21 protein-coding genes are annotated in these 21950 nt (G+C 68.3%); 10 read left to right on the top strand and 11 right to left on the bottom strand.

Annotated elements, in window-relative coordinates; translation table 11 throughout:
• Nucleotides 1–18 precede the first annotated feature (18 nt).
• From gap to tpiA, 3 genes are read left to right on the top strand one after another with little or no spacing between them, the layout of a single operon-like run.
• Entirely contained in the window at nucleotides 19–1038 is a 1020-nt protein-coding gene (gap, locus tag FFS72_RS03365; RefSeq protein ID WP_137872608.1) for a type I glyceraldehyde-3-phosphate dehydrogenase, read from the top strand.
• A gap of 5 nt (nucleotides 1039–1043) precedes the next feature.
• Nucleotides 1044–2258, top strand: coding sequence for a phosphoglycerate kinase (locus FFS72_RS03360; protein WP_137872607.1), 1215 nt, complete (start codon nucleotides 1044–1046; stop codon nucleotides 2256–2258).
• Nucleotides 2248–3033 (top strand): triose-phosphate isomerase, encoded by a 786-nt coding sequence (gene tpiA, locus FFS72_RS03355; protein WP_137872606.1) that lies wholly within the window; start codon nucleotides 2248–2250, stop codon nucleotides 3031–3033. Before FFS72_RS03360 ends, tpiA begins: the two co-directional genes overlap by 11 nt.
• 86 nt (nucleotides 3034–3119) lie before the next feature.
• Here the strand turns inward: tpiA and FFS72_RS26320 are convergent, their stop codons facing one another.
• The gene (locus FFS72_RS26320) at nucleotides 3120–3608 is read right to left on the bottom strand and encodes a nuclear transport factor 2-like protein (protein WP_171018542.1); all 489 of its coding nucleotides are present in this window, start codon (nucleotides 3606–3608) and stop codon (nucleotides 3120–3122) included.
• Nucleotides 3609–3745: 137 nt separating this feature from the next.
• Between FFS72_RS26320 and FFS72_RS03345 the strand changes: the two genes are divergently transcribed.
• The gene (locus FFS72_RS03345) at nucleotides 3746–4204 is read left to right on the top strand and encodes a nitroreductase family deazaflavin-dependent oxidoreductase (protein ID WP_283235398.1); all 459 of its coding nucleotides are present in this window, start codon (nucleotides 3746–3748) and stop codon (nucleotides 4202–4204) included.
• Between the two features lie 19 nt (nucleotides 4205–4223).
• Here FFS72_RS03345 and speG read toward each other — a convergent pair whose 3' ends face one another.
• Nucleotides 4224–4742, bottom strand: a complete 519-nt coding sequence (speG, locus tag FFS72_RS03340) for a spermidine N1-acetyltransferase (RefSeq protein ID WP_137872605.1) — start codon at nucleotides 4740–4742, stop codon at nucleotides 4224–4226.
• 102 nt (nucleotides 4743–4844) lie between these two features.
• Between speG and FFS72_RS03335 the strand changes: the two genes are divergently transcribed.
• Entirely contained in the window at nucleotides 4845–5450 is a 606-nt protein-coding gene (locus FFS72_RS03335) for a TetR/AcrR family transcriptional regulator (RefSeq protein ID WP_137872604.1), read from the top strand.
• 7 nt (nucleotides 5451–5457) lie between these two features.
• On the top strand, nucleotides 5458–7116 hold the full coding sequence (locus FFS72_RS03330) for an FAD-binding dehydrogenase (RefSeq protein WP_137872603.1): 1659 nt from the start codon (nucleotides 5458–5460) through the stop codon (nucleotides 7114–7116).
• A gap of 61 nt (nucleotides 7117–7177) precedes the next feature.
• Here the strand turns inward: FFS72_RS03330 and FFS72_RS03325 are convergent, their stop codons facing one another.
• Nucleotides 7178–8092, bottom strand: coding sequence for a tyrosine-protein phosphatase (locus FFS72_RS03325; RefSeq protein ID WP_137872602.1), 915 nt, complete (start codon nucleotides 8090–8092; stop codon nucleotides 7178–7180).
• 219 nt (nucleotides 8093–8311) lie between these two features.
• On the opposite strand from FFS72_RS03325, the gene secG reads away from it, so the two are divergent.
• Nucleotides 8312–8545: a preprotein translocase subunit SecG gene (gene secG, locus FFS72_RS03320; protein ID WP_050065968.1), complete on the top strand. Its 234-nt coding sequence runs from the start codon at nucleotides 8312–8314 to the stop codon at nucleotides 8543–8545.
• A gap of 72 nt (nucleotides 8546–8617) precedes the next feature.
• Complete coding sequence (gene ppc / locus FFS72_RS03315) at nucleotides 8618–11401, top strand: phosphoenolpyruvate carboxylase (RefSeq protein ID WP_137872601.1); 2784 nt, start codon at nucleotides 8618–8620, stop codon at nucleotides 11399–11401.
• 9 nt (nucleotides 11402–11410) lie between these two features.
• Here ppc and FFS72_RS03310 read toward each other — a convergent pair whose 3' ends face one another.
• The 6 genes from FFS72_RS03310 to tkt all read right to left on the bottom strand — a co-directional run bounded on the left by FFS72_RS03310 (nucleotide 11411) and on the right by tkt (nucleotide 18545).
• Nucleotides 11411–11635 (bottom strand): hypothetical protein, encoded by a 225-nt coding sequence (locus tag FFS72_RS03310; RefSeq protein WP_137872600.1) that lies wholly within the window; start codon nucleotides 11633–11635, stop codon nucleotides 11411–11413.
• 369 nt (nucleotides 11636–12004) lie between these two features.
• Nucleotides 12005–12751 (bottom strand): 6-phosphogluconolactonase, encoded by a 747-nt coding sequence (pgl, locus tag FFS72_RS03305; RefSeq protein ID WP_137872599.1) that lies wholly within the window; start codon nucleotides 12749–12751, stop codon nucleotides 12005–12007.
• A 68-nt stretch (nucleotides 12752–12819) separates the two neighbouring features.
• Complete coding sequence (gene opcA / locus FFS72_RS03300) at nucleotides 12820–13728, bottom strand: glucose-6-phosphate dehydrogenase assembly protein OpcA (protein WP_137872598.1); 909 nt, start codon at nucleotides 13726–13728, stop codon at nucleotides 12820–12822.
• Between the two features lie 19 nt (nucleotides 13729–13747).
• Nucleotides 13748–15319 carry a glucose-6-phosphate dehydrogenase gene (gene zwf / locus FFS72_RS03295; RefSeq protein WP_050065964.1) on the bottom strand — a complete coding sequence of 524 codons (1572 nt, stop codon included), beginning with the start codon at nucleotides 15317–15319 and terminating at the stop codon, nucleotides 13748–13750.
• Between the two features lie 5 nt (nucleotides 15320–15324).
• The gene (tal, locus tag FFS72_RS03290) at nucleotides 15325–16437 is read right to left on the bottom strand and encodes a transaldolase (RefSeq protein ID WP_137872597.1); all 1113 of its coding nucleotides are present in this window, start codon (nucleotides 16435–16437) and stop codon (nucleotides 15325–15327) included.
• 5 nt (nucleotides 16438–16442) lie between these two features.
• Nucleotides 16443–18545 (bottom strand): transketolase, encoded by a 2103-nt coding sequence (gene tkt / locus FFS72_RS03285; protein ID WP_137872596.1) that lies wholly within the window; start codon nucleotides 18543–18545, stop codon nucleotides 16443–16445.
• Between the two features lie 396 nt (nucleotides 18546–18941).
• Here tkt and FFS72_RS03280 point away from each other — a divergent pair, with 396 nt between their 5' ends.
• On the top strand, nucleotides 18942–19913 hold the full coding sequence (locus FFS72_RS03280; RefSeq protein ID WP_502704073.1) for a heme o synthase: 972 nt from the start codon (nucleotides 18942–18944) through the stop codon (nucleotides 19911–19913).
• Between the two features lie 81 nt (nucleotides 19914–19994).
• Here FFS72_RS03280 and FFS72_RS03275 read toward each other — a convergent pair whose 3' ends face one another.
• The gene (locus tag FFS72_RS03275; protein ID WP_137872594.1) at nucleotides 19995–20960 is read right to left on the bottom strand and encodes a quinone oxidoreductase family protein; all 966 of its coding nucleotides are present in this window, start codon (nucleotides 20958–20960) and stop codon (nucleotides 19995–19997) included.
• A gap of 33 nt (nucleotides 20961–20993) precedes the next feature.
• Between FFS72_RS03275 and FFS72_RS03270 the strand changes: the two genes are divergently transcribed.
• The gene (locus FFS72_RS03270) at nucleotides 20994–21359 is read left to right on the top strand and encodes a hypothetical protein (RefSeq protein ID WP_137872593.1); all 366 of its coding nucleotides are present in this window, start codon (nucleotides 20994–20996) and stop codon (nucleotides 21357–21359) included.
• Between the two features lie 67 nt (nucleotides 21360–21426).
• Here the strand turns inward: FFS72_RS03270 and FFS72_RS03265 are convergent, their stop codons facing one another.
• On the bottom strand, nucleotides 21427–21915 hold the full coding sequence (locus FFS72_RS03265) for an SRPBCC family protein (protein ID WP_137872592.1): 489 nt from the start codon (nucleotides 21913–21915) through the stop codon (nucleotides 21427–21429).
• Nucleotides 21916–21950: the final 35 nt, after the last annotated feature.

Genomic DNA, 21950 nt, shown 5'->3' with positions numbered 1-21950 from the left:
GCCAGACGGGAGTACACAGTGACAATCCGGGTAGGCGTGAACGGCTTCGGCCGAATCGGACGCAATCTGTTCAGGGCGGTCGACGCACAGAAAGCGCTCGGCACCACGGACATCGAGATCGTGGCGGTCAACGATCTGACCGACAATGCAACCCTCGCTCACCTGCTGAAGTACGACTCGATCCTCGGTCGTCTGCCGTACGACGTCTCACTCGAAGGCGACGACACGATCGTCGTCGGCGACCAGAAGATGAAGGCCATGTCGCTGCGCGAGGGTCCGTCGGCGTTGCCGTGGGGTGACCTGGGTGTCGACGTCGTCGTCGAGTCCACCGGCATCTTCACCGACGCCGCCAAGGCGAAGGGGCACCTGGATGCGGGCGCCAAGAAGGTCGTCATTTCTGCGCCCGCCAAGGGCGAGGACATCACGATCGTGATGGGTGTCAACGACGGCGCGTACGACGGTAGCCAGAACATCATCTCCAACGCTTCCTGCACGACGAACTGCCTCGGCCCGGTGGCCAAGGTGCTCGACGACGAGTTCGGCATCGTCAGGGGCCTGATGACCACGGTCCACGCCTACACACAGGACCAGAACCTGCAGGACGGTCCGCACCGGGATCTCCGTCGCGCACGCGCCGCCGCCCTCAACGTCGTCCCGACCAGTACCGGCGCCGCGAAGGCCATCGGGCTCGTGCTTCCGCAGCTGGCCGGCAAGCTCGACGGCTACGCACTGCGTGTGCCGATCCCGACCGGATCGGCCACCGACCTCACCGTGAACCTGCAGAAGCCGGCGTCGGTCCAGGAGATCAACGCCGCCATGAAGGCCGCCGCGGAGGGGCCGCTGAAGGGCATCCTGAAGTACACCGAGGACCAGATCGTATCCTCGGACATTGTCACCGACCCCCACTCGTCGATCTTCGACGCCGGTCTGACGAAGGTCATCGACGACCAGGTCAAGATCGTCGCCTGGTACGACAACGAGTGGGGCTACTCGAACCGTCTCGTCGACCTCATCGGTCTCGTTGGAAAGGCTCTTTGATCACAGTGGCAGTCAAGACTCTGAAGGACCTGCTGGACGAGGGGGTCGCGGGCCGCGCCGTGCTGGTGCGCTCCGACCTCAACGTCCCGCTGGACGGTGCCACCATCACCGATCCGGGTCGCATCCTGGCCTCGGCGCCGACCATCTCGGCGCTCGCCGAGGCCGGCGCGAAGGTCATCGTGATGGCGCACCTGGGCCGCCCGAAGGGCGAACCGGATCCGGCGCTGTCGCTGGCGCCGGTCGCCGCGAAGCTCGGCGAGGTGCTCGGTCGCAACGTCCAGCTCGCCGGCGACGTCGTGGGCCAGGACGCGCTCGCCAGGTCCGAGGGGCTCACCGACGGTGACGTGCTGCTGCTCGAGAACATCCGCTTCGATCCCCGCGAGACCAGCAAGGACGACGCCGAGCGGCTCGCGCTGGCGAAGGCGCTCGTCGAGCTGACGGACATGAACGGTGCGTTCGTGTCCGACGGGTTCGGTGTCGTGCACCGCAAGCAGGCATCGGTCTACGACGTCGCGACGCTGCTGCCGCACTACGCGGGCACGCTCGTCGCGGCCGAGGTCGAGGTCCTGCAGAAGCTCACGCAGGAGTCCGAGCGGCCGTACGCGGTCGTGCTCGGCGGGTCGAAGGTCTCCGACAAGCTCGCCGTGATCGAGGCGCTGGCCGACAAGGCCGACACCCTCGTCATCGGTGGTGGCATGTACTACACCTTCCTTGCGGCGCAGGGTGTTTCGGTGGGCAACTCGCTGTGCGAGGAGTCGATGATCGACACCTGCAAGGCGCTCCTCGAGCGGTACGCGGATGTCATCCACATCCCGCAGGACGTGGTGATCGCCGATTCCTTCTCCGCCGACGCGGAGGCGAAGACGGTGTCCGTGCTCGAGATCCCGGACGGCTGGATGGGCCTGGACATCGGCCCGGAGTCGGTGGAGCGCTTCGCGGCGATCCTGTCGAACTCCAAGACCGTGTTCTGGAACGGGCCGATGGGTGTGTTCGAGTTCGAGAAGTTCGCGGCGGGCACCAAGGGTGTCGCCGAGGCGATCGTCGAGGCCACCGGCAAGGGCGCGTTCAGCGTCGTCGGCGGCGGCGACTCGGCTGCCGCGGTGCGTCAGCTCGGTCTCCCGGAGGACGGCTTCTCGCACATCTCCACCGGTGGCGGCGCGTCGCTCGAGTACCTCGAGGGCAAGTCCCTGCCCGGTCTGGAGGTACTCGATGGCGCGTAAGCCGTTGATCGCAGGCAACTGGAAGATGAACCTCAACCACCTCGAGGCCATCGCCCTGGTGCAGAAGATCGCCTTCTCGTTGCCGGAGAAGTACTTCGACAAGGTCGACGTGACGGTGATCCCGCCGTTCACCGACATTCGCAGCGTGCAGACGATCGTCGAGGGCGACAAGCTTCTGCTCACGTACGGCGCCCAGGACATCTCCCAGCACAAGTCGGGTGCGTACACCGGCGAGGTGAGCGGTGCGATGCTCGCCAAGCTCGGCTGCACCTACGTCGTCGTCGGGCACTCGGAGCGTCGCCAGTACCACGGCGAGACCGACGCGATCGTGCTCGCCAAGACCAAGGCGGCGCTGGCGAACGGCGTGACGCCGATCGTGTGCATCGGTGAGGGCCTGAACGTCCGTGAGGCGGGCGACCACGTCGCCTTCAACGTTGCGCAGCTCAAGGGTTCACTCGCCGGGCTGTCGGCGGACGAGATCGGCAAGGTCGTCGTCGCGTACGAGCCCGTGTGGGCCATCGGCACCGGCAAGGTGGCCTCGGCCGCCGACGCGCAGGAGGTGTGTGCCGCGGTGCGTGCCACCCTCGCGGAGCTGGCGTCGGCCGCGGTCGCGGCGGACGTGCGGGTGCTCTACGGCGGATCGATGAACGCCAAGAACGTCGGCGAGCTCGTCGCTCAGCCCGACGTCGACGGCGGTCTGGTCGGCGGAGCGTCCCTCAAGGCCGACGAGTTCGCGACGCTGTCCGCGATCGCGGCCGGGGGACCCCTGCCCTGATCCTTCGGATCGAACGACTACGCGTTGGGCGCGTGCACCTCTCGAGGTGCACGCGCCCAACCGCGTCTCTGGGGGTGCGCTGATTCCTATCCGATCGCGTCGAGCCCGAGCTGTCTCAGGCGCGCGTCGAATGCCTCTGCGCGCGCAGTGTTCTCGTAGAAGTCCTCCTGCTCGACAATTCGTCCCCACTTGGTGCGGACCTGCAGGATCGTCCTGTTCCGATGCCGGACCGTGCCGTTGGGGGCGATCACGTGGGTGGTGAAGCGGACGAGGGTCGTCATCCGCCACGGTGGGCCACCGAAATACGCTGCGCCGATCTCGCCCCGCAGACGCGAAGCGACGAAGGTCCGCAGGAACTCCTCGATTGCGTCCCGGCCGACATACACACCGGACCAGCGGTGGTCGAGCTCGCCGGATCGCAGGACGGCGTCATGGCGGTAGGCGCTCAGAAGTGGGCGGTGATCACCTGCGTTGAGTGCGGCGACATCCCGCGTGAACCTGTGCAGCAGCACCCGGAGCAGGACGTAGCGGCCGGTGAATGCTGTTGTCGCACCGGCGGCGAACCAGGCTCTCATCGCCATAGTGTGCAGGACGCCGGCTCGATTCGTCTCTCCACCTCGGCATTGCCCCGTGGTCGACGCGTCTCCGACGTCGGGTGAAGTCTCGAGCCGGGCACTCGAAGTGGCTACGCTGGACCGCACACGATCCGGAGGTGGACATTGTGAAGGTGGAGGAGAACCCGATCGTCCAGAAGATCGGCGTGCAGGTGTTGAAGGTGCACCAGTGGGTGTACGAGCGCACCGGCGGCAGGATCGGGCACCACATCCTCGGCGTGCCCTGCCTGCTGCTCGACACCGTGGGCGCGAAGACCGGGCAGGCTCGCGTCAGCAGTCTCACCTACGTCCGTGACGGCGAGGACTATGTCGTCGTGGCGTCCAAAGGCGGTGCCCCGCAGTCGCCGGGGTGGTACTTCAACCTGAAGGCGCATCCGGAGGCGTCGATTCGGGTCGGTACCACGAGGATCCCCGTCACCGCCCGGTTGCTGGGGCCCGACGACCCGGAGTACACGCGGCTGTTCGCCGCCGCCGATGCAAACAACGGTGGCCGCTACTCCGGGTACCAGCGGCACACGACGCGGCCGATCCCGGTCGTGGTGCTCACGCCGCGGTGACGGGCTGGGTTGCTCGGGCCTAGTGCGTGAGGAAGTCGCGCTGGAAGATGCCCATCCGGGTGGCGTCGCGGTATTTGCCCGCGGCGAAGAACTCCTCGCGCAGAACGCCTTCGACGGTGAACCCGACCTTCTCGTAGATGTGCACGGCGGCATGGTTCTCGGTGTCGACGATGAGGTGCACCTTGTGCAGGTTCAGCACCCCGAACGCGTGCGCGAGGACTTTGCGTGTCGCGATGCCGGCGTACCCCTTGCCCTGATTGCCCGGCGCCACGATGATCTGGAACTCGCAGTTCCGGTGGATGTAGTCGATCTCGACGAGTTCGACCAGACCGACCGCGGTGCCCTCCGTCTCGATCACGAACCGCCGTTCCCGTTCGTCGTGGATGTGCCGTTCGTAGAGCTGCGTCAGCTCGGCGAGGGACTCGTACGGTTCCTCGAACCAGTACCGCATCACCTGGGAGTCGTTGAACAGTCGATGCACGAACGGCAGGTCGTCGCGTTCGAGGGGGCGCAGGTTCACCGTCGAGTTGTCGGCCACGGGTTCGAGCGTATCCGTGTCCGGCCGTTCCGGTGCGCAGCCTCGCGGTCGGATTGTCCGGACTTCCCCCGCCCAGCGGTTCGATACATTAATGTATCGAACATGCCGAGGAGTCGAGCGAACACCCGGGAGCGGCTTCTCGCCGCGGCGCTCGACGTGTTCGCCGAAGAGGGGTTCGGGCGCTCGACCGTCGAGCAGGTCTGTGAGCGAGCGGGATTCACCCGCGGTGCGTTCTACTCGAACTTCGACTCACTCGACGAGCTGTTCCTCGCGATGTGGGAGCAGCGTTCGCAGGCGATGCTCGCCGGGATACGTGAGGCCGTCACCGTCGCCGAGGCCGGTGTGGAATCGGAATCGTTCGATCTCGAGGACGCCGCCGCGCGGATCGTCGCCGCGATCCCCGTCGAGGACCGGTGGTACCGGATCACGGCCGAGTTCACGGCCCATGCGCTGCGCAATCCCGACCTCAGGTCGGTGATGGCCGCGCGCGAGGCGTCGATCCAGTCGACGATCCTGCCGATCGTCGATGCCGCGCTGGCCCGCGCGGGCAGGCGCATCACCGACTCCGAGGCGCTCGGCCGCGCGCTCGTCGCGGTTCACGACGGAACCTCGGTCCAGGTCCTGATGGAACCCGACGACCGCGGGATCGCCCGAGCGCGTACAGCCCTGTTCGTCCATGTCGTCCGCAGTTACAGCGAGAACAAGTGAGGTGCAGATGTCCGAGACAGCCGATGTCATCGTCGTCGGGGGCGGGCTCGCCGGCCTGGTCGCCACGTACGAACTGACCCGGGCGGGGAAGTCCGTCGTGGTCGTGGATCAGGAGAACGAAGCCAACCTCGGTGGACAGGCGTTCTGGTCGCTCGGCGGCCTGTTCTTCGTGGACAGCCCCGAACAGCGCCGGATGGGCATCAAGGATTCCCTCGAACTCGCGATGCAGGACTGGATGGGCAGCGCCGGGTTCGACCGCGACCGCGAGGACCACTGGCCGCGGCAGTGGGCCGAGGCCTACGTCAACTTCGCGGCCGGCGACAAGAGGTCCTATCTGCACGACCTCGGCCTTCGCGTGATGCCGAATGTCGGATGGGCCGAACGTGGCGGCGGGCTCGCCACCGGGCACGGCAACTCCGTGCCCCGCTTCCACATCACCTGGGGCACCGGCCCCGAGGTCGTTCGAGTGTTCCGGGAACCGGTGCTCGAGGCCGCCGCTCGCGGACTGGTCACCTTCCGGCACCGGCACCAGGTCGACGAGCTGATCGTCGAGAACGGCGCGGCTGTCGGCGTCCGCGGCACCGTTCTCGCGCCGTCCCACGAACCGCGGGGCGTCGAGTCCACGAGGGAAGCGGCGGGACAGTTCGAGTTGCGTGCCCAGGCGGTCGTCGTCACCTCCGGCGGTATCGGCGGCAACTTCGAACTGGTGAAGGAGAACTGGCCGACCGAACGACTCGGACGGGCCCCGGAACGGATGATCACCGGCGTCCCGGCACACGTCGACGGCCGGATGCTGGGGATCACCGAATCGGCGGGCGGCAACATCGTCAACCGAGATCGTATGTGGCACTACACCGAGGGCATCGTCAACTGGGATCCGATCTGGCCCAACCACGCGATCCGCATCATCCCCGGCCCGTCGTCGATGTGGCTGGACGCGACGGGTACCCGTATGCCCGTCCCGCTGTTCCCCGGCTACGACACCCTCGCGACGCTCAAGCACATCGTCGGCACCGGCCACGACCACACGTGGTTCATCCTCACGCAGTCGATCATCGAGAAGGAGTTCGCGCTCTCGGGTTCCGAGCAGAATCCGGACATGACCGGCAAGGACCTCAAACTCCTGCTCGGCCGCATCAAGAAGGGTGCGCCCGGTCCCGTCGAGGCGTTCAAACAGCACGGTGAGGACTTCGTGGTCCGCGACAACCTGCGCGACCTCGTCGACGGCATGAACGCCATCAACCCCGGGCCGCCGCTCGACTTCGACCAGGTCGAACGGGAGGTCGTTGCCCGCGACCGGGAGATCGAGAACACGTACACCAAGGACATGCAGATCATGGCTGTCCGCAACGCCCGCACCTACGCGGTCGACAAGGTGATCCGCGTCGCCAAGCCGCACAAGCTGCAGGACCCGGCGCACGGTCCGATGATCGCGGTCCGGTTGAACCTGCTCACCCGTAAGACGCTCGGCGGACTGGAAACCAACCTCGATTCGCAGGTGATCCGCCCCGACGGCACCGCATTCGACGGTCTCTACGCGGCGGGCGAGGTCGCAGGCTTCGGTGGCGGCGGCGTGCACGGCTACAACGCCCTCGAAGGCACCTTCCTCGGCGGTTGCATCTTCTCGGGGCGCAGCGCCGGCCGGGCGCTGGCCCGCAGGCTGTAGGGGCCGTCGTCCGTGCGTGGTCTCCACCCCGAGGGTCGAGACCACGCACGGGCGTGAAGTGCTACCCGAGCAGTTTCGCCTTCAACTTGCCGATGGTCTCGGGGGACAGACCGAGCCCGTCGGTCAGGTACTTGTCCATCGAGCCGTAGGTGGTGTCCACCTGGTCGAGGCCCGCCTGCAGGAAGCTCGCCTGCACGGACACCAGCGGGATGTAATTGAGGTAGGCGTCACCGAACGCGCGCTTGATTCCTTCGGTGTTCTTCGCGATCGAGTCCTTCGCGTACTCGTTGGTGAGCAGGTAGTCCTCCATGATCGTGCTGTCGGATGCGCCCGCAAGGCTCAGCAACAGCGCGGTGGTCCAGCCGGTGCGATCCTTGCCCGCGGTGCAGTGGAAGACCTGGGCGCCGTCGGTGTTCGCCATTGCGGTGAGGAGTTCGGCGAACTTCGCCCGCTCGACCTCACCGGTGACGAACGACCGGTTCATGTCCTCCATCATCGTGACGGCGTCCTCGGGGGCCTTGATCTTGCCGAGCATTTCGTTGATGTTGCCGGACAGGATCGGAATCCGCTTGTACGCGACGCCGGCGGGCAGCACATTCTGCTTCTGCGCGACCTCGTCGTCGGTGCGCAGGTCGTACACCGTGGACAGGTTCAGCCCGGCGAGGGTCGCGAGATCCGCCTCGTTGGGGACGATCGCGTTCGCTCGGTAGAACACGCCCTTGTTCACGTGCCTGCCGTGGGTGCCCACGTAGCCGGCGCCGGTGCCTGCGATGTCGCGGAAGTTGTCGACGCTCGTGAGTCGGGGGGCGTCCGGGGCGACGGGCGCGGAGCTGCCGAGCGAGGCGGAGCCGGAGTCCAGCAGCGCGGCCACCGGTGCAGGGAGTCCGGTTTCCGCCTGTGCGACGCCACCGATGCTCGTGAGTAGCGCCGCCCCGGCGGCGACGAGGACTCCGACAGCTCTGGAACGATGTGACATGGGCAATCTCTTCCGATCGACTGGTGGTGGAGGTGCGTACGCGTCGGAAGTGTTCAGGTGGCATCGTGATCTACGTCATAGTTGTTCCCGTCCAGCGGGAAGCGGAGCGGTGCGCGTCCGGTATCCGTAAGGTCCGATTGCCGACCAATGGGTGTAATACCGGTAGGCTGGGCACGCTTGTGGCCACAATCGTCGCGCGAAGGGCTGAGTACGGTCGAGATGAGACTCTTTCTGGACATCCTGCTGGTGATCTCCAGCCTCCTGCTGATCCTGCTGGTGCTCCTGCACCGTGGTAAGGGCGGCGGCCTGTCCAGCCTCTTCGGCGGCGGCGTCCAGTCGAGCCTGTCCGGCTCCACCGTTGTCGAGAAGAACCTCGACCGGTTCACCGTGTTCACCGGCCTGATCTGGCTCATCGCGATCCTCGGCATCGGCCTGGAGATCAAGTTCAGCTGACCCACGTGAGGTCTGCGGCGTCATCGCTCCGCTCGCGCTGCGGGTAGCGCGGTGCGCCTCGATACTGAGGCGATGACGACGCCGGACGACGCTGCACGCCCGTCGCGGGAGGCCACCGAGCCTCTGCGCGAGGACATTCGACTGCTCGGCGGCATACTCGGGCAGACCGTCCGTGACCAGGCCGGCGACGAGGTGTTCGAGCTCGTCGAACGCGCCCGGGTCGAGTCGTTCCGCGTCCGTCGCTCCGAGGTCGAGCGCACCGAGCTCGCCGACCTGTTCGCCGGAGTCGACACGGCGATCGCGATTCCCGTGATCCGGGCGTTCAGTCACTTCGCGCTCCTCGCGAACCTCGCCGAGGATCTGCACCGCGAACGTCGGCGCGCCGTCCACGTGCGTGCCGGCGAACCGCCGCAGGACAGCAGTCTCGCCGCCACCTACGCCAAACTGGATGCGGCGGAGATCGATCCGTCGACCGTCGCGCACGCGCTCGCCGGCGCCCAGGTCGTTCCGGTGATCACGGCGCATCCCACCGAGACGCGACGTCGGACGGTGTTCGAGACGCAGAACCGCATCACCGAGCTCATGCGGCTGCGCGAACGCACCGACCTCGACGACGTCGAGACGGCGGAGTGGGAGACCGCGCTGCGCCGCCAGATCCTCACTCTCTGGCAAACCGCGCTGATCCGGCTGTCGCGCCTGCGGATCCAGGACGAGATCGAAGTCGGCCTGCGGTACTACGACGCCGCGCTGTTCGACGTCGTGCCCCGAATCAACGCTGCCCTTCGACGTGAACTGCGCGGACGCTGGCCGGACGCCGGCCTGCTACCCGAACCGATGCTCCGCACCGGGACCTGGATCGGCGGCGATCGCGACGGGAACCCCAACGTCACGGCCGAGGTGGTGCACCGCGCCACGCACCGCGCTGCGGCGACCGCGCTCGACCGACACCTGCACGACCTCGAGACCCTCGAACAGGAACTCGCGATGTCGTCGCGGCTGGTCACCGTATCGGAGGCGCTGAACGCACTCGCGGCGGCGTCCGGGGACACCGCCCCGTCCCGAGCGGACGAACCCTACCGCCGGGCGCTGCGGGGCATGCGCGGCCGGTTGACCGAGACGGCGATCTCCGTGCTCGGCGACGACCTGGCGCGCACGTCCTCGGCGGCACGTGCCGACACCGGGCTGGCGCCGTACCTCACGGCCGACGAACTGCTCGCCGACCTCGACGTGATCGACGGGTCGCTGCGCGGGCACGGCGACGGCATGCTCGCGGACGATCGCCTCGCGACCCTCCGGGAATCGGTGGAGGCCTTCGGATTCCACCTCGCGGGTCTCGATCTGCGCCAGAACTCGGAGGTGCACGAGGAGGTGATCGCGGAACTGTTCGCCTGGGCAGGCGTGCATCCCGACTACGCCTCCCTCGGCGAGGCCGCCCGCGTCGAACTGCTCGCCGCGGAACTGCGGACGCCGCGTCCGCTGACCAGGCCCGGCGCGGTGTTCGGAGAGAGGACGACGTCGGAGCTCGCGATCTTCGCCGCCGCCGCGGACGCCGTCGCAGAACTCGGCACCCGCGCAGTCCCGAACTGCATCATCAGCATGTGCCAGACCGTCAGCGACATGCTCGAAGCGGCCGTCCTGCTCAAGGAGGTCGGACTGCTCGTGCCCGGCTCCTCCCGGCGCAGCGGACCGAACATCGTGCCGCTGTTCGAGACGATCGAGGACCTGCGCGGGGGAGCGGACACCCTGCGCGCGGTCCTCGCCGTCCCCGAGTACCGGGCTGTGGTGGACGCCCACAACGGGCTGCAGGAGGTCATGCTCGGCTACTCGGACTCGAACAAGGACGGTGGGTACCTGGCGGCGAACTGGGCGCTGTACCGGGCTGAACTCGACCTCGTCGAGGCGGCGAAGGACACCGGAATCCGGTTGCGGCTCTTCCACGGTCGCGGCGGCACCGTCGGTCGCGGCGGCGGCCCGAGCTACGAGGCGATCCTCGCGCAACCACCGGGCGCGGTCAGGGGATCGCTTCGGATCACCGAACAGGGCGAGGTGATCGCCGCCAAGTACGCACAGCCGCGCATCGCGCATCGCAATCTCGAGACTCTCGTCGCCGCGACGCTCGAATCGACGCTCCTCGACGTCGAGGGGCTCGGAGACGACGCCGACGACGCCTACGCACTGCTCGACGAACTCGCCGAGCGGGCCCGCGTCGCCTACAGCGAACTCGTCCACGACACACCGGGTTTCGTCGAGTACTTCACGACGTCGACACCGGTCGCGGAGATCGGTGCGCTGAACATCGGGTCGCGGCCGTCGTCGCGGAAACCCACTCGCTCGATCGCCGACCTGCGCGCGATCCCGTGGGTGCTGGCGTGGAGTCAGTCGAGGGTGATGCTGCCCGGGTGGTACGGCACCGGAACCGCCTTCGAATCGTGGACTGGGGATGATCCGGAGAAACTGGCACGCCTGAGCGAGCTGTACCGGCGGTGGCCCTTCTTCCGGACGGTCCTGTCCAACCTGGCGATGGTGATGGCGAAGTCCGATCTCGGACTGGCCGCACGCTACGCCGAACTCGTCCCCGACGTGGCACTGCGGGAGAAGGTGTTCGGGATGATCGTGGCCGAGCACGCCCGGACTGTCGCGATGTACCGGGCGATCACCGGCAACGACTCCCTCGTCGCGGACAACCCTGCGCTGGAACGGTCCATGTACAACCGGTTCCCGTACCTCGAGCCGCTCGGCCACCTACAGGTCGAACTGCTCCGCCGATTCCGGGCCGGAGACGACAGCGACCTGGTCCGGCGTGGCATCCAGCTGACGATGAACGGCCTCGCCACGGCGCTGCGCAACAGCGGGTAGCGAAACCGGTCACTGCTCGCCGTTGGCGAACTCCTCGATCCAGTCGATGGCCGAGTCCGTCAGTTCCGACTCGCCGTCGGTGGATTCGCCTGCCCACCAGCCGGGGTTCGTCTCGCCCCCGTTGACGGCGAGGATCTCGTCCCGGACCGACGGATCGAGCGGCTCACCGTTGTGTTCGACGAGCCAGTCACGGGAGTCGGCGGGGAGGAGTTGCCACCACGTCGCGATGTCCATGCCGCCATTGTCCCGGGAGTGCCACCGTGGCGCATCGGGAGAGCCCTGATGCAGCCCGATTCGGTCGGCGCGACCATCGACCGCACGGGTCGATTGCTGGGCATCGCGCACTGAACGCCGGTGTCGTCGGAACCGCACGGAACGAGAGCGCGGTTCCGTGCGTCAAATCCGTCAACGAGAGTTGAGGAGGGTGCCGACGATGACACGCTGCGCGGGAACGCAGGACTGGCGTGGGGGAATCCGGGGGAGCACGACGGGACGCGCGACCCTGCGCAGTCACTCCCTCCTTCACGGCAGGAGAGGCGGATCCACACCGCCGGAGCCGAATCCCCGTCCGTCCGACGAGGAAACGGCCACCGACTGAGCCGGTCAGTCCGGCAGGTTCGCGGCCGCCGCTCGGTCGAGGAACCACACCGTTTCCTCGGCGCCGATGGCGCCCGCGGACGGAATGTCGACGGGATCGGCGCCGGCGACCGCAGCCGCCACCGCTTCCGCCTTGTCCGCGCCCGCGACGAGCAGCCAGACCCGCCGCGCCCGCCGTACCGCGGGGAGCGTCAGCGTCACCCGCTGGGCGGGCGGCTTGGGGGAGTCGGTCACTCCGACCACGAACCGGGTTTCCTCGCGGACGGCGTCCGTGTCGGGGAACAGCGAATTGACGTGGCCCTCACCGCCCATCCCGAGCAGGTGGATGTCGAAGTTGGGGATCGGGCCGCCGCCTGCATGTGCGGCGAGAAGGTGCTCGTAGGCGTGTGCAGCCGCGTCCGGGTCGCCCGCGTACGCCCCGTCCCCGTACGGCATCGGATGCAGCCGTGCCGGGTCGACGGGCACGTGGTCGAGCAGTGCCTCGTGGGCCTGGACCTCGTTGCGATCCGGATGCCCGGCGGGGACGAAACGTTCGTCACCCCAGAACACCTCGACCTTGGACCAGTCGACCTTGCCCGAATCGGCGCGGAGCGCGCGCAGGACTCCGATCCCGTTGCCGCCACCGGTGAGGACGACGGAAGCGACGCCCCTCTCGGACTGCGCGTCGACGATCACGTCGATCAACTTCGCGGCCGCCGCCTCGATGAGCGCAGCGGAATCGTCGTAGGTCTGCACAGTCACGGAATCAGTCATGAAGTCACCCTAGGCGTTGCGACGCGTCAGGTGGAGGACCGTTCTCGATCCGAACGATCCTCCCCGAACTATTCCCAGATGACGCGTTCGAGCCCCGCGAGCGCGGCGTGATAGATCTCGTCGGGATCGAGGCGGCGCAACTCCTCGGCCAGGCAGTCGCGGGTCTCCCTGCGCGCCAACGACACCAGGGCGTCGGGGGCTCCGGTCCGGCTCAGCGTGGCGGTCTTGCCCGTCTGTGGGCGACTCAGGGTGATGGTTCCGCTCTCGCGCTGAAGGTCGATCCTCAGTTCGCCACCACGCCTGCGGACGGGGCCGTCGATACGGCTGGCGAGCCAACCCGCGATCAGGTCGACGGCCGGCTCCGCGGACAGTCCCGACACCGTCGCGGACACCAGGCCCTCGTGCGGCGGCTGGTCTACCGCCGATGTGAGCAGGGCCCGCCACGGGGTTGCGCGTGCCCACGCGAGGTCGGTGTCGCCCGCCGTGTACGCCTGCAGCCGCGACCTGATCGTCGCGGCCGGGTCCGCCGTGCCCGTCGCGTCGGTGATCCGCCGAATCGCCAACTGGCCGAGCGGGTCCCGTGCGGGGATCGCGGGCGGCGTGTCAGGCCACCAGGCCACGACCGGAGTGTCCGGAAGCAGGAACGGAACAACCACGCTGTCGCTGTGGTCGGCGAGTTCGCCGTACAGCCGCAACACGACGACCTCGGACGCACCCGCGTCGCCGCCGACCCGGATCTGCGCGTCGAGGCGGGATTCGCCCACACGCCCCCCGCGGGTGACGACGATGACACGGCACGGATGCTCGCGGCTCGCCTCGTTGGCGGCATCGATCACCGCTTCCGCGTTGTCGTCGTCATCGGTGCTGACGACCAGCGTCAGGACGCGGCCGAGGGTGACAGCGCCGCCCGTCTCGCGCACCTCGACGAGCTTCTTGTTCACGGCGCCCGTCGTCGTGGCCGGAATGTCGATGATCACGAGTGGACCACTCCTAGCGTCACGGTCGTCTCCATTCGCGTCCGGAGCGGCGAAGCATCTCCTGCGACGACGGCGGGCCCCAGGTGCCCGCTTCGTACGGCTCCGGACGCCCGGACGCCGCCCAGTGGTCGAGCACGGGGTCGAGGATCTTCCAGGAGAGCTCGACCTCCGCGTTCGCCGGGAACAACGAGGGCTCGCCGAGCAGGACGTCGAGAATCAGTCGTTCGTACGCCTCGGGGGAGGACTCGGTGAACGCCTGGCCGTAGCTGAAGTCCATGTTCACGTCCCGGACCTCCATCGAGGAGCCGGGCACCTTGGAGCCGAACCGCATCGTGACGCCCTCGTCGGGCTGCACCCGGATCACCAGCGCGTTCTGGCCGAGTTCCTCGGTCATGGTCTGGTCGAAGGGCAGGTGCGGGGCGCGTTTGAACACGACCGCGATCTCGGTCACCCTGCGGCCCAAGCGTTTACCGGTGCGCAGGTAGAACGGCACACCGGCCCAGCGGCGGGTGTCGACCTCGAGGGTGATGGCGGCGAACGTCTCGGTGGTGGAGTCCTTCGAGAATCCCTCCTCGTCGAGCAGGCCGACGACCTTGCGGCCACCCTGCCAGCCGCCGGAGTACTGCCCGCGGGCGGTGGTCTCGTCGAGGGGCTGCGCGAGCCGCGTCGCGGAGAGCACCTTGACCTTCTCCGCCTGCAGCTCCGACGGCTCGAAGCTCACCGGCTCCTCCATCGCGGTGAACGCGAGGAGTTGCAGCAGGTGATTCTGAATGACGTCACGGGCGGCGCCGATGCCGTCGTAATAACCGGCGCGGCCACCCAATCCGATGTCCTCGGCCATCGTGATCTGGACGTGGTCCACGTAGTGGGCGTTCCAGATCGGGTCGAACAGCTGGTTCGCGAACCGCAACGCCAGGATGTTCTGGACCGTCTCCTTGCCCAGGTAGTGGTCGATGCGGAACACCGAGTCCTCCGGGAAGACGGTGTTCACGACCGCATTGAGGTCCTGCGCCGACTCGAGGTCGTGACCGAACGGCTTCTCGATGACCACGCGCCGCCACTGCTCCTCGCCCGGCTCGGCGAGGCCGGATCGCGACAGCTGCTCGCACACCGTCGGGAAGGCGGCAGGCGGGATCGCCAGGTAGAAGGCGTGATTGCCGCCGGTGCCGCGCCGCTCGTCCACCGATGCGAGGGTCTTCGCGAGCTCGTCGAACGCGGCATCGTCGTCGAAGTTGCCCTGCACGAAGCGAATTCCCTCGGCGAGTCGCTCCCACACCACCTCGCGGAACTTGGTGCGTGCGTGCTCGCGCACCGAATCGTGCACGACGGCGGCGAAGTGCTCGTCCGTCCAGTCCCGCCGGGCGAACCCGATCAGGGTGAACCCAGGCGGGAGCAGTCCCCGATTCGCGAGGTCGTAGACGGCAGGAAGGAGCTTCTTGCGCGCCAGGTCTCCGGTGACGCCGAAGATCACCAGGGAGCACGGGCCCGCGATACGGGGCAGTCGTTTGTCGCGTTCGTCACGCAGCGGATTGACCCACTGTGGCGTCGACGCGCCGGTCCTGCGCCGCTCTGCGGCACCCGTGCCTCCCACGGTGATCAGCCTGCCGCGGCGAGGGACGCGGCGGTGGCTCCCAGAAGTTCGTTCCAGGAGACCTCGAACTTGTCGACACCCTCGGACTCGAGCTTGTCGAACACGTCGACCAGGTCGACCCCGACGGCCGCGACCGCGTCGAAGACCTCCTGCGAGGCGGCTGCCGTACCCGAGATGGTGTCGCCCGAGACGACACCGTGGTCGGCGACCGCGTCGAGAGTCTTCTCCGGCATGGTGTTCACCGTGTTCGCGGCGACCAGCTCGGTGACGTACAGGGTGTCGGGGTAGTCGGGGTTCTTCACGCCCGTCGACGCCCACAGCGGGCGCTGCACGCGTGCCCCGGACTTCGCCAGCTCGGCGAAGCGGTCACCGGACTCGAACACCTCCTGGTACGCGGCGTACGCGAGGCGGGCGTTGGCGACGCCTGCCTTGCCCCGCAGTGCCAGCGCGGCGTCGGTGCCGATCGTCTCCAGCCGGGCGTCGATCTCCGTGTCCACGCGGGAGACGAAGAACGAGGCGACCGAGTGGATCGTCGCCAGGTCGTGCCCGGCGGCCTTCGCGGACTCCAGGCCCGAGAGGTAGGCGTCGATCACGGCCTTGTGTCGCTCGACCGAGAAGATCAGCGTCACGTTCACGCTGATGCCCTCCGCGATCACCCGGGTGATCGCGGGCAGACCCGCGAGCGTGGCCGGGATCTTGATCAGCAGGTTCGGGCGGTCGACGATCTTCCACAGCTCGATCGCCTGTGCGACGGTGCCCTCGGTGTCGTGCGCGAGGCGCGGATCGACCTCGATGGACACCCGGCCGTCGACACCTGCCGACGCCTCGTACTGCGGGGCCAGCAGGTCGCACGCGTTGCGCACGTCGTCGGTGGTCAATTCGCGAACGGTGTCGTCCACGTCGGCGCCGCGAGCAGCAAGCTCGTGCAGCTGGGCCTGGTACTCGGGGCCCTTGAGCGCGGCCTGGAAGATCGACGGGTTCGTCGTCACACCGACGACGGACTTCTCCGCCACCAGCTGCGCCAGGTTGCCGGTCTCGAGCCGGGACCGCGAGAGGTCGTCCAGCCACACCGAGACACCGGCGGCAGACAGATCTGCGAGGTACTTGTTCTGGGTCATGACGATCAGCCCTTCACTCGATCGAGGGTGCGGCGAGCGGCGTCGGTGACGGCCTCGGCCGTGATCCCGAACTCACGGAACAGGACCTTGTAGTCGGCGGACGCACCGAAGTGCTCGATGGAGACGGCCTCACCGGCGTCGCCGAGCAGGCGCCACCACGGCATCGCGATGCCTGCCTCGACGGAGACGCGGGCACGCGTTGCCGGCGGGAGCACCTCGTCGCGGTACGCCTGGTCCTGCTGGTTGAACCAGTCGAGGCAGGGAACCGACACGACGCGGGTGCCGATGCCGTCGGCCTCGAGGACCTTGCGTGCCTCGACCGCGAGGTGCAGCTCGGAACCGGACGCGAGAAGGATCACCTGCGGGGTCCCCGTCGACGAGTCCTCGAGGACGTACGCGCCGCGTGCGACTCCCTCGGCTGCCCGCTCCTTGGTGCCCTCGAGGATCGGGATGTCCTGACGCGTCAGGGCCAGCGCCGTCGGGCCGGTGGTGTTCTCCAGCGCGTACCGCCATGCCTGTGCGGTCTCGTTGGCGTCGCCGGGGCGGACCACCGACAGGTTCGGGATGGCACGCAGCGCCGCGAGGTGCTCGATCGGCTGGTGCGTCGGGCCGTCCTCGCCGAGACCGATGGAGTCGTGCGTCCACACGTAGATGGCCGGGGTGCCCATCAGCGCGGCCAGCCGGACGGCCGGGCGCATGTAGTCGCTGAACACCATGAAGGTGCCGCCGTAGGGGCGGGTCGGGCCGTGCAGCGTGATGCCGTTGAGGATGGAGCCCATCGCGTGCTCGCGGATGCCGAAGTGCAGGGTGCGGCCGTACGGCTGCGCGGTCCAGTCCTTCGTCGAGATCGACGTCGGGCCGAACGAATCCGAACCGTCGATCGTCGTGTTGTTGCTGCCCGCGAGGTCGGCCGAGCCGCCCCACAGCTCCGGCAGGATCGAACCGAGTGCGTTCAGGGTCTTGCCGGACGCCTTGCGGGTCGCGGCGCCCTTCGCGTCCGGCTCCCAGGTCGGGAGGACGTCCGTCCAGCCCTCGGGGAACTCGCCCGCGTGCAGGCGGTCGAACAACGCCTTGCGCTCCGACTCGCGGCCGGCCCACGCGTCGAAGGACTGCTGCCACTGCGCGTGCGCCTGCGAGCCGCGGGTCTGCACCTCGCGGGCGTGCGCCAGGGTGGACGCGTCCACGTCGAAGCTCTTCTCCGGATCGAAACCGAGGGCGGCCTTCACGCCGGCGACCTCGTCCGCACCGAGTGCGGCGCCGTGCACGTCGCCGGTGTTCATCTTGGTCGGAGCCGGGTATCCGATGATGGTGCGCAGGATGATGATCGACGGCTTGTCGGTGACGGCCTTCGCGGCCTCCGCTGCCTCGATGATCGCGGTCACGTTCTCGCCGCCCTCGACGCGCTGCACGTGCCAGCCGTACGCCTCGTAGCGCTTGGCGACGTCCTCACCGAACGCGATGGCGGTGTCGTGCTCGATCGAGATCTCGTTGTCGTCGTAGAAGACGATCAGGTTGCCGAGCTGCTGCACACCCGCGATCGAGGAGGCCTCGGAGGTCACGCCCTCCTGCAGGTCGCCGTCGGACGCGATGACGTACACGTGGTGGTCGAACGGGCTCGTGCCTGCCGGGGCGTCGGGATCGAAGAGTCCGCGCTCACGACGAGCGGCCATCGCCATTCCGACCGCCGACGCGAGACCCTGGCCGAGCGGACCGGTGGTGATCTCGACACCGGTGGTGTGACCGAATTCCGGGTGGCCCGGGGTCAGCGAACCCCAGGTGCGCAGTGCCTCCAGGTCGGCCAGCTCCAGGCCGTATCCCGACAGGTACAGCTGGATGTACAGCGTCAGGCTCGAATGACCGCACGAGAGGACGAAGCGGTCGCGACCGACCCACTCGGCGTCCGTGGGGTCGTGCCGCATCACCCGCTGGAAGAGCGTGTACGCGAGGGGAGCCAGGCTCATCGCGGTGCCGGGGTGGCCGTTGCCGACCTTCTGCACGGCGTCGGCGGCGAGGACACGGGCGGTGTCGACCGCCTTCGTGTCCAGGTCGGTCCAGTCGGCGGGATGCGCCGGATGGGTGAGGACGCGGATCTCGTCTGTGGTCGACACGAGCTTGAAGTCTCCTGACATAGGTGAACGGCGACGCGGGACGTGCGCGGCGAGCCCGATTCGCGTCGGGCCCGTTGATCGCGAACCCAACACCGAACCGCGAGGGTCGTCGCCTCGCGCATCCGGTGGGTTCGAAACCAAGCGTAGTTCCGACACAACAGTAGTGCTCGGGTGCAGGCCGGTCGATCTGGTGCCCACCCGGCGCGCCCTCTCGGCCCCGGCCCGGTTCGGTTCTGGTCGGCTCGCCGTCTACCATCGTGTGTAGTAGTGCTCTGGGCCCCCGTCAGCGGAGTGTCACCGGAGCGGTTGACGTCGGCGCGCGCACGGTCCTTCCGGCCGAGTCGTGAACCCGGGCCCCTCGGCAGGGCCCGAGAAGTAGGAGACACGGTGCGGATAGTGGAGCGTGGCGGACACGGTCTCGCCGGAGCCCCCGATGCCACTCCTTCCACCAGGTCGGACACCGTCTGGGGTCGGATACTGGGGACGGTTCTCGCCTACCTGGCGCTGACCAAGCCGCGGGTCATCGAACTCCTCCTCGTCGCGACCATCCCGGCGATGTTGCTGGCGGACCGCGGCACGGTCGACTTCCCGCTCATCCTCGCCACCCTGTTCGGCGGCTGGATGGGCGCCGCGAGCGCGAACACCCTCAACTGCGTGGTCGACGCGGATATCGACAAGGTGATGAAGCGCACGGCCCGGCGCCCGCTGGCCCGGATGGCGGTGCCCACATCGCACGCGCTGATCTTCGGACTGGCCCTCGGCATCGCGTCCTTCGGATGGCTGTGGTGGGCGACATACCCGCTGGCCGCGATCCTGATCGCGCTGACCATCGCGTTCTACGTGCTGGTCTACACCATGGTGCTCAAGCGGCGGACCTGGCAGAACGTCATCTGGGGCGGCGCCGCGGGCTGCATGCCCGTGATGGTCGGCTGGGCCGCGGTCACCGGCAGCATCAGCTGGGAACCGATCGTGCTGTTCCTCGTCATCTTCTTCTGGACGCCGCCACACACCTGGGCGATGGCCATGCGGTACAAGGAGGACTACAAGGCCGCGGGCGTGCCGATGCTCCCGGTGATCGCCACCGAGGAACGCGTCACCAAGCAGATCCTCGTCTACACCTGGTTGACCGTCCTCACCACACTCGTCCTGGTGCCCGCCGCGGGCGTCATCTACGCCGCGGTCGCGCTGGTTGCCGGTGCCTGGTTCCTGCTGATGGCGCACCAGCTCTACGCCGGCGTGCGCCGTGGTGAGCAGGTCAAGCCGCTGCGGCTGTTCCTGCAGTCGAACAACTACCTTGCCGTGGTCTGCCTCGGACTCGCCGTCGACTCGGTCCTCGGCTGGGACACGATCGCCGCCCTCTTCTCCTGACCCTTCCGAGCTCGCTCAGTCGCGTGTGAACGGACCGTGCATTCCCTCCGAGGGACTGCACGGTCCGTTCACATCGTGCGGTCAGGGCACCAGGACGACGGATCCGGTCGTCTTCCGGCCCTGCAGGTCACGGTGCGCCTGCGCTGCATCGGTCAACGGATAGGTGGCACCGACACGGATCGACAGCGTCCCGTCCGCGATCGCGGCGAACACGTCGCCCGCCCGCCACAGCAGTTCCTCGCGGTCCCGGGTGAAGTGCGCCAGCGTCGGGCGGGTCAGGACGAGTGATCCCGCCTTGTTGAGACGCTGCGGGTCGAACGGGGGAACCGGCCCGCTCGCCGCACCGAACAGTGCCAGCGTGCCCCGGATCCGCAGCGACGCCAGGCTCGCCTCGAAGGTGTCCGCGCCGACACCGTCGTACACCGCGGCAACACCCTCGCCGCCGGTCAGTGCCCGCACCCGGCCGGCCAGGTCGTCGCCGTACCGCAGCACCTCCGCGGCGCCCGCCTCGCGGGACAGCGCCTCCTTCTCGTCGGTGGACACCGTCGTGATCACGCGTACCCCGCGGGCCGCGGCGAGCTGCGTCAGGATCAGGCCGACGCCGCCCGCGCCCGCGTGCACGAGCACGGTGTCGCCGGGCTGAGCCGGATACACCGAGTGCAGCAGATAGTGGGCGGTCATGCCCTGCAGGAGCGCCGACGCCGCCTGCGCGGCCGGGACCCCGTCCGGCACCGGCACCGCCTTCGCCGCGGGAACCACGACCAGCTCGGCGTAGCTGGACGGCGCGTCGGACCACGCGACGCGGTCGCCCACCCGCAGATCGGTCACCCCGGAACCAACCGCCTCGACGACGCCGCTGCCCTCGGAACCGGCGATGTACGGCAGGTCGACGGCGTACGCGCCGGTGCGGAAGTAGGTGTCTATGAAGTTCACGCCAATGGCCTCGGTGCGAACCAGGACGTCGAGTTCGCCCGGCACCGGGTCCGGACTGTCGGTGAGGGTGAGGACGTCGGGTCCGCCGAATTCGTTCACGGTGATTGCGCGCATGAGACCGATTCTGCACTCCCGTATCCTGAGCGTATGACTGTGGACACCCAGGATTCGGGCGCCGCCGCGCCGACCGTCGTCGCACCCCCGCGAATCGTTGCCGCGGTGCGCAAGTTCGTTGCCGAGCACGGCGGTTCCGCGACCGCCGTCATCCAGCCGATCGGGTACGCAGGCGTGCGGATCACCCTGGTCGGAGCCGACGGCATCCTCGGTGACGAGGTGGTCGCGGACATCGCCACCGCCGACGCCGTCGTGGAGGCGGTTGACGGACTGTCCACGTCGGGGTGGGAGCGCAGCGTCACCAGCATCGTCACCCCGCGTGTCGGGCACTGGAAGAAGATGGCCGGCTGGGTCGCGCACCAGACCCGTTTCCCGAAGGCCCGCAACGGCCTGGGCTGACAACCTCGCGACAAACGTCGGGCCGGCTCACCGTCACGGTGAGCCGGCCCGACGCATGTTCCCTGCCTCAGTCGGCGAGCTGCTCGAGCACCGCCAGGTTGGCGGTCATGCCGTCCCGCCACACGGACATCCGATGTTCGAGGATCGCGGCTTCCTTGTCCGGATGCCGATCGATGAAGTCGGACAGCGGTGAACGTCCCGTTCCGACCTTGGCCCACTGGCGGACGACGCTGCCGTCACCATCCGCATCGACCTCGAAGCCCCAGACCGCGAGCGGCGCGGACGCCGAGCCCACGCACCACACCCAGCGGCGTCCGTCCTCGACCTCGACGACCTCCGGTTCGGTGTGCCACTCGCCCATCTGGGAGTTCGCGTTGTAGCCGCGGAACCGCGCGCCGACCGCCACACCGGTGGCGCCGTCCAGCCACTCGACCCGCTGCAGTTCGCCGTCCGTGTGTGTCGGCAGCTCGATGTCGGTGACCAACGCCCACGCTCGTTCCGGACTACAGGCGAGACGTGCGGTGACCTCGACGGTCGGTGTGTCGCGCAGACGCATGACGGCTCCTTCGGATGTCGACTCGATGTGCGGCG

This window comes from Rhodococcus sp. Q, from assembly GCF_005503035.1.
GTDB lineage: Bacteria > Actinomycetota > Actinomycetes > Mycobacteriales > Mycobacteriaceae > Rhodococcus_G.
Note: the sequence above shows the minus strand (reverse complement) of the source record. Positions and strands in the feature narration are given on the sequence as shown.

Coding starts and splice junctions, on each gene's coding strand:
- FFS72_RS03325 (WP_137872602.1), bottom strand. CDS start 8,092: ATGTCACATCGTTCCAGAGCTGTCGGAGTCCTCGTCGCCGCCGGGGCG.
- FFS72_RS03270 (WP_137872593.1), top strand. CDS start 20,994: ATGACTGTGGACACCCAGGATTCGGGCGCCGCCGCGCCGACCGTCGTC.
- ppc (WP_137872601.1), top strand. CDS start 8,618: ATGACGACGCCGGACGACGCTGCACGCCCGTCGCGGGAGGCCACCGAG.
- tpiA (WP_137872606.1), top strand. CDS start 2,248: ATGGCGCGTAAGCCGTTGATCGCAGGCAACTGGAAGATGAACCTCAAC.
- secG (WP_050065968.1), top strand. CDS start 8,312: ATGAGACTCTTTCTGGACATCCTGCTGGTGATCTCCAGCCTCCTGCTG.
- FFS72_RS03330 (WP_137872603.1), top strand. CDS start 5,458: ATGTCCGAGACAGCCGATGTCATCGTCGTCGGGGGCGGGCTCGCCGGC.
- FFS72_RS03310 (WP_137872600.1), bottom strand. CDS start 11,635: ATGGACATCGCGACGTGGTGGCAACTCCTCCCCGCCGACTCCCGTGAC.
- tal (WP_137872597.1), bottom strand. CDS start 16,437: ATGACCCAGAACAAGTACCTCGCAGATCTGTCTGCCGCCGGTGTCTCG.
- FFS72_RS03275 (WP_137872594.1), bottom strand. CDS start 20,960: ATGCGCGCAATCACCGTGAACGAATTCGGCGGACCCGACGTCCTCACC.
- FFS72_RS03335 (WP_137872604.1), top strand. CDS start 4,845: ATGCCGAGGAGTCGAGCGAACACCCGGGAGCGGCTTCTCGCCGCGGCG.
- pgl (WP_137872599.1), bottom strand. CDS start 12,751: ATGACTGATTCCGTGACTGTGCAGACCTACGACGATTCCGCTGCGCTC.
- FFS72_RS03265 (WP_137872592.1), bottom strand. CDS start 21,915: ATGCGTCTGCGCGACACACCGACCGTCGAGGTCACCGCACGTCTCGCC.
- FFS72_RS26320 (WP_171018542.1), bottom strand. CDS start 3,608: ATGAGAGCCTGGTTCGCCGCCGGTGCGACAACAGCATTCACCGGCCGC.